The following is a 13,272-nucleotide window of genomic DNA, read 5'->3' as shown; positions in this document are numbered from 1 at the left end:
TGATCTCAGTAGTGCAGATCAATGAGTCTGCTGCTCTTCGCTTGCCTCGCCAGCAGCTTCTTCCTGCTTGCGCTTGAGCGCCTGGGCATAGATGGCGTCGAAGTTCACCGGCGCCAGCATCAGGGCCGGGAAGCTGCCCTTGCTCACAATACCGTCGATCGCTTCGCGCGCATACGGGAACAGGATGGTCGGGCAGTAGGCGCCCAGCATCTGGCCCAACTGCTGGCCTTCGATGCCCTGAACCAGGAACACGCCGCCCTGCTGGATCTCAACGATGTAAGCTACCTTCTCACCCACTTTTGCGGTGACGGTCAGGGAAAGCACAACTTCATACTGGTTGTCGCTGACCTTGTTGTGAGACGTATTCAGATCCAGATTAACCTGCGGCTTCCACTGCTCCTGAAATACCAGCGGAGAGTTGGGTGACTCAAAAGACAGATCCTTCACATAGATGCGCTGAAGGGCAAACTGGGGTTGGTTCTGGTTGTCACTGCCTGCTGCGGCTTGCTGATTCTCAGCCATTTTCAATCCTTTCGTTCTCGATCATGGGCTCGAGGCCCGTTGTTATGGGATGTTCTGAAGTATGCTGCCGGGACATTCTACGTTGGGGCCGGGCCGGCTTATGTGAAACAGTGCGGCAGAATGATCTTCAGATCAAGGGCCGCTCTATTTCTTCACCAGCGGAAGATTGCTGGCTTTCCAGTCGGCAACGCCGCCGTTCAGGCGAACCACATTGCTGAAGCCTTCCGCGTTCAGCTGTTTAACAGCCATGGCAGAATGCTGGCCCATCTTGTCGGCAACGATGATCTGCTTGTCCTTGAACTTGCTCAGCTCACCAACCCGGCTCTTCAGGCTGTTCAGGGGAATGTTGATCGACCCCGTAATGCGGCCCTCACCAAACTCCTTGCGGTCCCGAATGTCGACTACAACGGCTTCATCCTTGTTGATCAGATTGACCGCACCCTGGGCCGAGATCTTGGCACCGCCACGACGGGACTCCAGAATGAGGATGGCAACCAGGAATGCCGCGAACAGCGACACAAGAATGTAGTGGTTAACGACAAATTCAAACAACCGGTCCATGAATTTACCCTGATAATGAGTTTGGCGGGATTATACACAGCCTGCTCCCCGGACAGAAGGTGACGAAAGTGGCCAGTAAATGCGAAAATAGATAAACTTCGTTTTCGTTTTAGTAAATTTACTAACATTTTACTTCCGGACTTAATGATGACTGCAATGCGCAAGCCGACTGCACTGATTATCCTGGACGGCTGGGGCCATCGCGACCCGGCTGAAGACAACGCCATCAGCAACGCCAGCACCCCGTTCTGGGACAAGCTCTGGCAAAGCCAGCCCAAGACCCTGATCAATACCTCAGGGATGTTTGTCGGGCTGCCGCAGGGGCAAATGGGTAACTCGGAAGTTGGCCACATGAATCTGGGCGCAGGGCGCGTGGTCTATCAAAGCCTTACTCGTATCGACAAAGATCTGGAAGAAGGCACTTTCCAGCAGAACGAAGTGCTCTGCTCAGCGATCGACAAGGCTGTTCAGAGCGGGCGAGCCGTTCATCTCATGGGCCTGATGTCGCCCGGTGGTGTACACAGCCACGAAGACCACATTATTGCCGCTGCCGAACTTGCCACCGCACGTGGCGCGAAGGAAGTTTACATCCACGCCTTCCTCGATGGCCGCGACATGCCGCCCCGCAGCGCAAAACCATCCCTGGAGAAGGCCGCGGCCAAATTGAAGAGCCTCGGCGTCGGCCGCGTTGCCTCGATTGTGGGCCGCTACTATGCCATGGATCGCGACAACCGCTGGGACCGCGTGGAAGCCGCCTACAATCTGATGACACAGAGCACCGCGGAGTTCACTGCGGCCGATCCGGTATCCGGGCTGGAACAGGCTTATGAGCGCGGGGAAAACGACGAGTTTGTAACGCCAACCCGAATCCACGCTCCGGGCGAGCCCGAGGGATCGATCAACGACGGTGACACGGTTCTGTTCATGAATTTCCGTGCCGACCGTGCCCGGGAAATGACCCGCACCTTTGTGGAGAAAGACTTCGACGGATTCGATCGCAAGAAGCACCCGGAACTGGCCGACTTCGTGATGCTGACCGAGTACGCGGCGGACATCAAAGCCTCCTGCGCCTACCCGCCCGAGCAGCTTACCAATGGCCTTGGCGAATATATGGCGAAGCAGGGCAAGACCCAGTTGCGCATCGCCGAAACCGAGAAATACGCTCACGTAACCTTCTTTTTCAATGGCGGTCTGGAAACACCGTTCGACGGTGAAGAGCGCATTCTTGTGCCCTCACCCAAGGTGGCGACCTACGATCTGCAGCCCGAAATGAGCGCACCAGAGGTAACCGACAAGCTGGTGGAAGCGATCAAGAGCGGTAAGTACGATCTGGTTGTTTGCAATTATGCCAACGGCGACATGGTTGGTCACACCGGCAAGCTGGACGCGGCAATCAAGGCGGCCGAATGCCTGGACGAATGCGTGAAACGCGTCGTCGAGGCCCTGGATGAAGTAGGCGGCGAAGCTCTGATCACAGCTGACCACGGCAACTGCGAACAGATGACCGATCCGAATTCAGGCCAGGTTCACACTGCCCACACCATTGGCCCGGTGCCGCTCGTATACACCGGCCACCGCAAAGTTGTGTTGAAGAACGACGGCAGCCTGAGCGACGTTGCACCCTCTCTGCTCGCCCTGATGGGAATGGAGCAACCGAAGGAAATGACCGGGCACAGCCTGGTTGAGATCGGCTGATCCGGGAACGGAACCAACCCTTGCAACTCCAAGCAATTCTGGCGCTCGCCCTCCTTCTGGGCGCAGCGCCGGCAACAGCCCAGCAGGATGTAACCCCGGCTCAGATCGAGGAACTCAAGGAACGCATTGAGGACATCGACGACTGGCTGGAGGACGCCGAAGAGGACCGCTCCGCCCTGGAGCGGCAACTTGCCGCGACCGAAAAGAATATCAGCCGCCTGACCCGTGAACGCCGCTCTCTGCGCCAGCAGGCCGAACAGCAGCAGCAGAGGCTCCGTGAACTGGAGAGCGAGGCGCAGGAGCTCACCCAAACCCTTGACCGCCAGCGGGACAGTCTCAAGAAGCAGATCCGCGCCGCCTGGATGGAGGGGGATGCGCCAGCAGTAAAGGTTCTGCTCAATGAAATTGATCCGGACAAAATTGCCCGGACAATGACCTACTATGAATACCTCAGCAAGGACACGGTAAACCGCCTGGAGGCGTTCAGACAAAGCCTGCAAGAACTCAGAAACACCCAGGCTGCGGTGCAATCAACACGGGTCGAACTGGCCAGAACCGAGGAAAACGTCGTTCAACGCCAGCAGGAACTGACAGCATCGAGGAAGGAGCGCCAACAGACACTGGCCGCCCTCAATGCCGATATCCAGAACCGGCGCAGCGAGCGGGAAGACCTGGAATCCGACCGCAAACGGCTTGAAAAACTGCTGGCGGAAGTGCAGCAGGCGATCAACAACATCCCCTCGCCCAATGAATCCCAGCCCTTCGCCTCATTACGCAACAAGCTGCCCTGGCCCGTAAAGGGACAGGTCCTGAGCCGTTACGGGGAGCACTATGCCGACGGCAAACTCCGTCGCAACGGCCTGCTGATCGGCACCGGCGACGAAGCGGAGATCCGCGCCATACACTATGGCCGAGTGGTATTTGCCAACTGGCTTCGGGGCTTTGGCCTGATTACCATCATTGACCACGGCGACGGCTACATGACACTTTACGGCCACAGCAGCAGCCTGTTCACCAGTCCCGGCGACTGGGTGGCTGCCGGCGAACCCATTGCCCAGGCGGGCCGTACCGGTGGCACAGATTCCCCGGCGCTCTATTTTGAAGTCCGGCACAATGGAAAACCCGACAACCCGGGCCGATGGCTGGCAAACTGAGAGGTCCCGGGAGGGCTGACAAACGCCGCGGGTAACGCCATACTGTCCGAAGCTAGGGAAACCAGTCCAACTATCGGAATAAAAACGGGATATGTGAATGAAACGGGTCAGAAGTACACTCCACGCCTTGCCATTACGCAGCATTGCTCTCGCTACCTGTTTCGCAACCGCTTCCGGACTGGCCTGGGCACAGGATAACGACGCCACTACCGAGCAGCTGCTGGAAGGCATCCAGAACGGCGAACGTGTGGAAATCAGCCTGCCGGATCCCGAGAAGCAGCTGCCACTGGAAGACCTCCGCAAGTTCACCGAGGTGTTCAGCCGCATCAAGGATGCGTACGTCGAGGAAGTAAGCGATCGCAAACTTCTCGAAAGCGCCATTAAAGGCATGCTGTCAGACCTCGATCCTCACTCCACCTACCTGGCACCAAAGGACTACGAAGAGCTCGAAGAGAGCACCTCCGGCGAGTTCGGCGGGCTGGGCATTGAAGTGGGCATGGAAAACGGCTTTGTGAAAGTGATTTCCCCCATTGACGACACGCCTGCGCAAAAAGCAGGCGTCCAGGCGGGGGACCTGATCATCAAGCTGGATGAAAAACCGGTTAAAGGTATGAGCCTGGAAGAGGCTGTTCAGCTAATGCGGGGCAAACCCGGCTCGATCCTGACGCTCACTATTATGCGTGAAGGCGAAAGCGCCCCCATCGAAATCGAAGTGGAACGTGACGTCATCAAGGTCACCAGCGTGAAATCCCGAATGCTGGAAAATGGCTACGGCTATGTTCGCATTACCCAGTTCCAGGCGGATACTGGCTCGCAGTTCAAGGATGCCCTCAACGGCCTGGAAGACGAACTCGGACGCGATCTTGACGGCCTTGTTATCGACCTGCGCAACAACCCGGGCGGGGTGCTGCAGGCGGCCGTAGAGACTGCAGATGCCCTGCTTGATGACGGACTGATCGTCTACACCGAGGGACGCATCCAGAGTTCCCGCCTGCGCTTCAGCGCACGGTCGGGCGACATCATGGAAGGCACGCCTATTGTAGTACTGATCAACGGCGGTTCCGCCTCTGCTTCAGAAATCCTTGCCGGCGCGCTTCAGGACCATGAGCGCGCTGTGGTGATGGGCACCAAATCCTTTGGCAAGGGCAGTGTCCAGACGGTCATTCCGCTGGATGAGACCCACGCCATCAAGATGACCACCGCGCGCTACTACACACCGGATGGCCGCTCCATCCAGGCCACCGGCATAAAACCCGATATTGAAGTACGGCCGGCGGAACTCAAGGAGCTCGACAGCAAGCCGTTCTTCACCGAAGCGGATCTGAGCGGGCACCTTGAAGGGCAGAACGAGGGGCAGGACCAGGATGGAAACAATGATGCCCAGAACGAAACCGGTTCACTTGCCGACCGTGATTATCAACTACGCTCGGCACTCAACCTGCTCAAGGGAATCCGGATTCTGAACCCGAACAACAATGCCAAGGCAGAAGGAAGCGATCAGTGAGAGTAGTCAGTACTCTGCTGGCCATGGCATTTTGTTTTACCGCCGGCACGGTGTCCGCGGAGCCGGCCCGAAAAGCACTGCCGCCCACCATTGCCATCATTATTGATGACATGGGCCACAGCCTTGTTGAAGGTGAGCGACTGGCAAACCTGGATCAGCCGCTGACACTCGCTTTTCTGCCCTACCGTCCTCACACGGACAGCCTGGCCCGGCTCGCCTATAGGCAGCACAAGGAAATCATGCTGCACGCCCCCATGGCCAACACCCGCAACTATGGTCTGGGCCCGGGCGGCCTGACACCTGACATGGACGAAAAAAGCATGGTGACCACCCTTCGCCGTGCCTTACAGTCGATTCCCCATGTCCAGGGCGTGAACAACCACATGGGCAGCCTGCTGACCCAGCAACTGCGGCCCATGGACTGGGTCATGAAAGAGCTGTTCCGCTACCCGGTGTATTTTATCGACAGCCGCACCATCGCCTCATCCGTGGCCGGTGATGTCGCAGCGGCGTACCGCATTCCGACCATGACCCGGGACGTGTTTCTCGACCACGAACAGACCGAAGAATTTGTGGACCGCCAGTTCAAACTGCTGATCAAGCGCGCCAAAGAAAACGGCAGCGCCATCGGCATTGGCCATCCTCACAAAATCACCGTGGATTACCTGGAGAAGCACCTGCCCAAACTGGATGAGCAAGGTATCGCCATTGCCACAGTCAGCGGCCTATGGGCCATGCGCAACGGCAATCGGGAGATGTTTGCAGAGGGAGAAAAGCAGGCCATTCGACCGGCTTTTGCACAGAAAAAGTAACCTGGGCTTGTCGGATTACGACTTCGTCTAATCCGACCTACTTTTATCCGCGCGCATTCCAATCGTAGGTCGGATTAGGCAAAGCCGTAATCCGACAAACCATTCACTCTATTCGCGAACCTCTATGCCCTGAGCCTTCATAAAAGCCTTCGCCTCTGGAATGGTATGCTGTCCAAAGTGAAAGATAGAGGCCGCCAGCACCGCGTCGGCACCGCCTTGGGTCACGCCATCGGCCAGGTGCTGCAACTCTCCGACACCGCCGGAGGCAATTACCGGCACAATCACAGCATCGCTGATGGCTTTGGTCAGTCCGAGATCAAATCCGATCTTGGTGCCGTCCCGGTCCATGCTGGTCAGCAGTAACTCACCAGCGCCCATTTCCACCATCTTGCGGGCCCATTCCACGGCATCCAGCCCGGTGGGCTTGCGGCCACCGTGGGTAAAGATTTCCCACCTGGGCTCCTCGCCCTCACCGCTCACCCGCTTGGCATCAATGGCCACCACGATGCACTGGCTGCCAAAGCGATCCGCCGCTTCCCGGACAAACTCCGGGTTGAACACGGCTGCGGTATTGATCGACACCTTGTCTGCGCCAGCATTAAGGAGCTTGCGTATGTCATCCACGGTACGCACACCGCCGCCGACAGTCAGCGGAATGAAGACTTCCGCCGCCATTCGTTCAACGGTCTCGTAGGTGGTGTCACGACTCTCATGGCTGGCCGTGATGTCGAGGAAGGTGATTTCATCGGCACCCTGCTCGTTATAACGACGGGCCACTTCCACCGGGTCGCCGGCATCGCGGATATCAACGAAATTGACGCCCTTAACCACGCGGCCTTTGTCGACATCGAGGCAGGGAATGATGCGTTTCGCCAGAGCCATAAGCCGCCCCTACCCCTTCAGACCGTCGCAGAAAGCCTGGGCTTCAGCGACATCCAGGGTGCCTTCATAGATCGCACGGCCCGTGATCGCACCAAGGATGCCCTTGTCCGCCACGGTAGCCAGACGTTTCAGATCATCCATATTGGTCACGCCACCAGAGGCGATAACCGGAATACCACCCTCTTCTGCCAGTGCAGCAGTCGCCTCCACATTGACGCCCTGCATCATGCCGTCTCGGCTGATATCGGTGTACACAATCGCGTCCACGCCGTCGTTGGCAAAGCGCTTGGCAAGATCGGTAGCCATCACTTCCGAGACCTCCGCCCAGCCATCGGTGGCCACGCGGCCGTCTTTGGCGTCCAGGCCGACGATGATGTGACCCGGGAATTTTTTGCACATCTCAGTGACAAATTCCGGCTCCTTCACCGCCTTGGTGCCAATGATGACCCACTGCACACCGGCCTTCAGGTAAGCCTCGATGGTTTCTGCCGACCGGATACCGCCACCGATCTGGATGGGAAGATCCGGGTATTTACGCGCAATGGCCTGGACAATCTCGCCGTTGACCGGCTCGCCGGCAAAGGCGCCGTTCAGGTCAACCAGGTGCAGCCGGCGGGCGCCGGCTTCCACCCAGCGGGTGGCCATATCGACAGGATCGTCACCAAACACTGTGGAGTCGTCCATGCGGCCCTGACGCAGGCGTACACATTTGCCGTCTTTCAGATCGATTGCAGGAATTATCAGCATTTTCCAGTCCAGTTTGTAAAATTCTCGAGCAACTGCAAGCCCGCCCGGGCACTTTTCTCCGGGTGGAATTGCACTGCAAAAATATTGTCTCGCGCGACTGCTGCCGCGAGGTCCACGCCATAGTGGGTGCGGCCTGCCATATCAGCGTTGCCCTCGGCTTCTGCGTAGAAACTGTGCACGAAGTAGAAACGGTCACCCTCGGGAATGTTATGCCAAAGGGGGTGATCAATGGTCTGCTGCACCTGGTTCCAGCCCATGTGGGGCACTTTCAAGCGCTCGCTGTTTTCCGTGAGGTGGTCACCGAAATAGCGTACTTGTGAAGGGAACAGGCCGATGCAGTCTACGCCGCCGTTTTCTTCACTGCGGGACATCAGGGCCTGCATGCCCACGCAGATGCCAAGGAAGGGGCGGTCCTGAGAGACCTCACGAACCAGATCCACTACCCCGAGACGATGCATTTCGGCCATACAGTCGCGAATGGCGCCAACGCCAGGGAGGATGACACGATCCGCTTCACGGATTTTTTCGGCGTTGTCGGTGACCAGTACGGTGGTGTCCGGGGCAACGTGCTCTACTGCTTTTTTGGCAGAGTGAAGATTGCCCATGCCGTAGTCGATAATGGCAACGGTTTTCATGGTTGTTGCGGTGTCCTTGATTGACCGGTCAAAAATGACCGGTTAAAGCGAGCCTTCTGGCGACGAGGTGTTTACAGAGAACCCTTGGTGGACGGTGTAATGCCGGCCATCCGCTCGTCCATTTCAATCGCCATACGCAGGGCACGGCCGAAGGCCTTGAACACGGTTTCAATCTGATGGTGGGTGTTTTTACCCTTCAGGTTGTCGATGTGCAGGGTCACCATAGAGTGGTTTACAAAGCCGTGGAAGAACTCCTCGAACAGATCGACGTCAAAGCCACCCACGGCACCGCGAGTGTACGGCACATCCATCATCAGGCCCGGGCGACCGGACAGATCGATAACGACTCGGGAGAGCGCCTCATCCAGCGGGACATAAGCGTGGCCGTAGCGGCGAATGCCCTTTTTGTCGCCAACCGCCTGCTTGAAGGCCTGGCCAAGGGTTATGCCGATGTCTTCCACGGTGTGGTGGTCATCAATGTGCAGGTCGCCCTTCGAAACGATATTCAGATCCACCAGACCGTGGCGGGCGATCTGGTCCATCATGTGCTCCAGAAACGGCACGCCGGTATCGAAACTGGATTTGCCGGTTCCGTCGAGATCAATCTCAACGGTGATCTGGGTTTCAAGGGTATTTCTCTCTACCCGAGCCTTGCGTTCGGCCATGGGGACTCCGTGACAATTGAGCGGCATAAAGCCGGAAAAATTCGATCCGGCGATTATACCTTTTATGTCGGCTGGAGTCCCACAACCGGTTTAATCGCTACGATAGCGAAGTGCAGGTATATGGCAGAAAGGGCTGCGTCAGAACGCCTTCTTCAGATTGTTCATGTAAGTGTCTACGAGGCTGTTGAACTCGTGCTTGATAACCGGGCTGATGGCCAGCTTGAGCAGGCTGGGCAGGGGCACAGTCAACTCTGCGCTGGTCTGGAACTTCACGGCGGTGGCATTGTCGCCCTTGGACTTGATGGTCCAGGAACCACTCACGACGCCATTGCCCTCGCCCTTCACCGGCTCCCAGGTAATCTTGCCGGCGTCTTTGTCCGAATGGTATTTGCAGGCGTACACCGACTGGATGGCGTGTTTGTCGACGCCCACTTTTTCCATTTCCCAACGGTAGGCGTTATCGCCGAGGTCGGTCAGTTTGTGGACTTTCGGGAAGTGACTGGCTGAACGTGGCACATCCGCCAGCAGATCGAACACTTCATCATAGCTGCCCGGAATCTCAAGTTCGCGGTTCAGCTCAATCGAAACGGTAATAGCCACGGCCAACTCCTTCTTGTGTTTATAGGTATCAATGTAGTCGGAAAATCAGGGTCGTGTATTTTGGCCCAACACTACCGCATTGTCATACTCCCGCGCTGTTAATTTGTTAACCCTGCGTTATCCTTTGGGTCATTAGCGTCGGTATTCACAGCGAATACTGCAAGCTCCTAAAAATAGGAAGGAAGCCTGAATCATGAAAGCCGTCCGTTATGTGCTGATTGCCATCGTTGCACTGATCGTTCTTGCCGTGGCTGCCGTTGCCATCGCCATGGCCGTGATCAACCCCAACGATTACAAACCGCAGATTGAACAGGCCGTTGAGGATGCCACGAACCTGGATCTGGTCCTTGAAGGCGACATCGGCTGGTCTTTTATCCCACTTGGCCTTGAGCTGAATTCCGTAGAGGCCACCCTGGAAGGTGACCGCTTTGTTGCCCTTGAGCAACTGGTGGCCCAGATTGATTTCTGGTCACTGATTGCCATGTCCCCGAGGGTGAATACCTTCGTACTGGACGGGCTGGACGCCCGACTCGAAGTGGACGAACAGGGCAACGGCAACTGGACCCGCATCATGCCCGAGAAGGCGGCGGGAGCGGCAACCGAGGAAACAGCCGGAGCCCAGGATGAACAGGCACAGGAGAGCGAGGGCGCAGGCGGCGAGCCTCTGAACTTCAACGTTGAAAACGTTCAGATCAGCAACGCCCAGGTGCACTACACCGACAAGAGCACCGGCCAGTCCGTCACGCTGGAGAACTTCACCGTCAACGCCAGCAACATTACTCTGGGCTCCGAGTTCCCGCTGGAAATCGGGTTCCGGGTAGCCACCACCCAGCCCACGTTTGAAGTGGATGGCAATATCAGCGCCCGCCTCGCCGCCAACGAGGCGCTCAACGAGTTCGCCGTATCCGGTCTGAATGCCGTGTTCGACATGACCGGAGAGCCGTTCAGTGGCAAAGAGGTCACGGCTGAACTGGCGGGCTCTGCCAGGGCGAACCTGGAAAACGAGACCGCTAACCTTAGCGGCTTTACCGCCAGCCTGGCCAACCTGAACCTGTCGACCGATCTTGACGTTACCGGATTCGGCGACAAGCCAACCCTGAGCGGCAAGATCTCCATCGCCGAGTTCTCGCTGAAGGATCTTCTGAACAACCTCGGCCAGCCCCCGGTGGAAACCAGCGATCCGGACGTACTTGAAGCCATCGCCTTCTCCACCGGTATTGGCGGCCCCGCCGGCAAGGTGGAGCTTACCGACCTGACCATCAAACTGGATGACACTTCCTTCAACGGCTCCGGCAGTTACAACCTGGCCGACAGTGGCATTGTCTTCCAGCTCCAGGGCGACCAGTTGAATGCCGACCGATACCTGCCACCAAAAGCGGAAGGAGAGGCGGAGGAAGCACCCGCATCCCAGGAAACCGCTGCAGCCGGACCCGAAGGCGACCTTCTGCCCCTGGAGACCGTTCGCAGCCTGTTGCTGGATATTGACCTGGGTCTCGGCCAACTGATCGTCAGCAACCTGACCATCAACGAAATCAAGGCCAGCACCACCGCGAAAAATGGCCTGCTCAAAGTTGATGAATTCAGCGGCAAACTCTACGAAGGCAGCTTTGGCGCCAACGTGACCATCGACGCCCGCAGCGACAATCCGAAATGGACCGTTGGCTCAGACGTAACCAATGTACAGACCCTGCCTTTGCTCACCGATCTGGCAGAAGTGGATATGCTCGCCGGCGGGGCAAACCTCAAAGTGAACGCCAACACCTCTGGCAACCGGATCTCGGCACTGCGCAGCAATGCTGACGGCCAGATCAGCTTTAACCTCGCAGAGGGCGAGTTCCGCCGCATGAACCTGACCCGCATGGCCTGCCAGGGCATCGCCCTGGTCAACCAGGATGAGCTGACAACCACAGACTGGGGCACCAGCACACCGTTCAACGACATGCGCGGGACCCTCGACATCAACGGCAACACCCTCAACAACACAGACCTGGTGGCGGCACTGGCCGGTATGCGCCTTGAGGGTAATGGCACTGTCGATATGGCCCAGAGCCAGCTGGACTACGAAGTAGGACTGAGAGTCGTCGGCGAGATCCACAGGGACAACGCCTGCCGCGTCACCGAATACGTGGAAAATGCAGTTATTCCGGTGGAGTGCCGGGGCAACTTCGCTGAGGACCCGGCAGGGCTTTGCTCCTTTGACGGCTCCCGCTTCCGGGACACCCTGAAGACCATCGCCGAAAATGCTGCCAAGGCGAAAGCCCGGGAGGAAGTGGACAAGGCAAAAGCCAAGGCGGAAGAGAAGGTTAAAGAAAAGGTGCAGGAACAGATCGGCGACAAACTCAAAGGACTGTTCAACTGATGCCGGACAGCTTCGCCAACAAACTGCTCCAATGGTACGACAGCCACGGCAGGCATGACCTGCCGTGGCACCACAACCGGAATGCCTATCGTGTGTGGGTTTCCGAAATCATGCTGCAGCAGACCCAGGTAACCACCGTTATCCCCTACTTCGAGGCGTTCATGGAACGCTTCCCGGACGTCCATGCCCTGGCCAAAGCCCCGGTGGATGATGTGCTCAGCCACTGGTCCGGCCTTGGTTACTACGCCAGGGCCCGCAACCTGCAGAAAGCCGCGCAAACGGTGGTTCACGATTTTGGAGGTGAGTTTCCACAAACCCAGGAAGAACTTGAATCCCTGACCGGAATTGGCCGCTCCACAGCGGCCGCCATATTGGCCCAGGCCTTCGGCATTCGCGCCGCCATACTGGATGGAAACGTGAAACGGGTGCTGGCGCGCTACCATGCCATACCCGGCTGGCCCGGCCAGACAGTCGTGCTTAACCAGCTATGGCAACGGGCCGAAGAGCACACTCCGGAACAGCGGGTGCGCGACTACACCCAGGGCATTATGGATCTCGGCGCCATGGTGTGTACCCGCAGCCGCCCGGCCTGCGAGAGCTGCCCGCTGCAAGAGGGCTGCAGAGCCTACGCCCAGGGTGAAACCTCACTCTACCCCGGCTCCAAACCGAAAAAGGCCAAGCCGGAGAAATCCACCTGGATGGTGATTCTTGAGGATGGCGAGGGGCGCATTCTGCTTGAGCGTCGCCCGCCCAGTGGCATCTGGGGCGGCCTCTGGAGCCTGCCGGAACTGGACCCGGCCTACGGAGCCGATGAGCTTCAGGAAGCCTGCGAACAGAGCCTGGGGCTGGATTGCGCAGAACCAGAGCTTATCAGCGGCTTTCGACATACCTTTTCCCATTACCACCTGCACATACAGCCCGCCCGACTGAACGTCACCGGCGGCGCCAACACGGTTGCAGACAAGGATCATCTGAAATGGCTACACCGCCATGAAGCCCTGAACCTCGGCCTGCCTGCTCCAATCCGGTCGCTGCTTACCGAACCGGAGCAAGCGGCCCTGCTTTGATCCAGTGCGCTGGCCCCCTCAGCCGCAACGATCTGTTATCATCACCGCCAGCAACATTTGCCAACAGGA

Annotated in this window: 13 protein-coding genes; 6 read left to right on the top strand and 7 right to left on the bottom strand. The window is 57.9% G+C overall.

Annotated features, from left to right (window positions below):
- Nucleotides 1–18: 18 nt before the first annotated feature.
- On the bottom strand, nt 19–522 hold the full coding sequence (secB, locus tag J3362_RS00240) for a protein-export chaperone SecB (protein ID WP_008169324.1): 504 nt from the start codon (nt 520–522) through the stop codon (nt 19–21).
- A gap of 144 nt (nt 523–666) precedes the next feature.
- On the bottom strand, nt 667–1,083 hold the full coding sequence (locus tag J3362_RS00235; RefSeq protein WP_349517575.1) for a rhodanese-like domain-containing protein: 417 nt from the start codon (nt 1,081–1,083) through the stop codon (nt 667–669).
- A gap of 147 nt (nt 1,084–1,230) precedes the next feature.
- Here J3362_RS00235 and gpmM point away from each other — a divergent pair, with 147 nt between their 5' ends.
- The 4 genes from gpmM (at nt 1,231) to J3362_RS00215 (ending at nt 6,248) form a co-directional block, all read left to right on the top strand.
- Nucleotides 1,231–2,778 carry a 2,3-bisphosphoglycerate-independent phosphoglycerate mutase gene (gpmM, locus tag J3362_RS00230; RefSeq protein WP_349519227.1) on the top strand — a complete coding sequence of 516 codons (1,548 nt, stop codon included), beginning with the start codon at nt 1,231–1,233 and terminating at the stop codon, nt 2,776–2,778.
- Between the two features lie 20 nt (nt 2,779–2,798).
- The gene (locus tag J3362_RS00225; protein ID WP_349517574.1) at nt 2,799–3,932 is read left to right on the top strand and encodes a murein hydrolase activator EnvC family protein; all 1,134 of its coding nucleotides are present in this window, start codon (nt 2,799–2,801) and stop codon (nt 3,930–3,932) included.
- 97 nt (nt 3,933–4,029) lie between these two features.
- Nucleotides 4,030–5,436, top strand: a complete 1,407-nt coding sequence (locus J3362_RS00220) for a S41 family peptidase (RefSeq protein WP_349517573.1) — start codon at nt 4,030–4,032, stop codon at nt 5,434–5,436.
- Nucleotides 5,433–6,248 (top strand): divergent polysaccharide deacetylase family protein, encoded by an 816-nt coding sequence (locus J3362_RS00215; RefSeq protein WP_349517572.1) that lies wholly within the window; start codon nt 5,433–5,435, stop codon nt 6,246–6,248. Before J3362_RS00220 ends, J3362_RS00215 begins: the two co-directional genes overlap by 4 nt.
- Before the next feature lie 108 nt (nt 6,249–6,356).
- Here J3362_RS00215 and hisF read toward each other — a convergent pair whose 3' ends face one another.
- The 5 genes from hisF to J3362_RS00190 form a co-directional block, all read right to left on the bottom strand.
- Nucleotides 6,357–7,130 carry an imidazole glycerol phosphate synthase subunit HisF gene (gene hisF, locus J3362_RS00210; RefSeq protein WP_349517571.1) on the bottom strand — a complete coding sequence of 258 codons (774 nt, stop codon included), beginning with the start codon at nt 7,128–7,130 and terminating at the stop codon, nt 6,357–6,359.
- Nucleotides 7,131–7,139: 9 nt separating this feature from the next.
- Nucleotides 7,140–7,877 carry a 1-(5-phosphoribosyl)-5-[(5-phosphoribosylamino)methylideneamino]imidazole-4-carboxamide isomerase gene (gene hisA / locus J3362_RS00205; RefSeq protein ID WP_014578248.1) on the bottom strand — a complete coding sequence of 246 codons (738 nt, stop codon included), beginning with the start codon at nt 7,875–7,877 and terminating at the stop codon, nt 7,140–7,142.
- Nucleotides 7,871–8,512 carry an imidazole glycerol phosphate synthase subunit HisH gene (gene hisH, locus J3362_RS00200; RefSeq protein ID WP_349517570.1) on the bottom strand — a complete coding sequence of 214 codons (642 nt, stop codon included), beginning with the start codon at nt 8,510–8,512 and terminating at the stop codon, nt 7,871–7,873. Before hisH ends, hisA begins: the two co-directional genes overlap by 7 nt.
- Before the next feature lie 71 nt (nt 8,513–8,583).
- Nucleotides 8,584–9,177 (bottom strand): imidazoleglycerol-phosphate dehydratase HisB, encoded by a 594-nt coding sequence (gene hisB / locus J3362_RS00195; protein ID WP_007153401.1) that lies wholly within the window; start codon nt 9,175–9,177, stop codon nt 8,584–8,586.
- A 138-nt stretch (nt 9,178–9,315) separates the two neighbouring features.
- A complete protein-coding gene (locus J3362_RS00190; protein ID WP_008169307.1) occupies nt 9,316–9,777 on the bottom strand; it encodes an SRPBCC family protein in 462 nt (153 codons plus the stop codon).
- Between the two features lie 193 nt (nt 9,778–9,970).
- On the opposite strand from J3362_RS00190, the gene J3362_RS00185 reads away from it, so the two are divergent.
- Nucleotides 9,971–12,136 (top strand): AsmA family protein, encoded by a 2,166-nt coding sequence (locus J3362_RS00185; RefSeq protein WP_349517569.1) that lies wholly within the window; start codon nt 9,971–9,973, stop codon nt 12,134–12,136.
- On the top strand, nt 12,136–13,203 hold the full coding sequence (gene mutY, locus J3362_RS00180; RefSeq protein ID WP_349517568.1) for an A/G-specific adenine glycosylase: 1,068 nt from the start codon (nt 12,136–12,138) through the stop codon (nt 13,201–13,203). The genes J3362_RS00185 and mutY overlap by 1 nt, the downstream gene beginning before the upstream one ends.
- Nucleotides 13,204–13,272 lie beyond the last annotated feature (69 nt).

It is taken from the genome of Marinobacter sp. NFXS11 (assembly GCF_040148675.1).
Lineage (GTDB): Bacteria > Pseudomonadota > Gammaproteobacteria > Pseudomonadales > Oleiphilaceae > Marinobacter.
The sequence above is the reverse complement of the archived record's forward strand: the minus strand, read 5'-3'. Positions and strand labels throughout refer to the sequence as shown.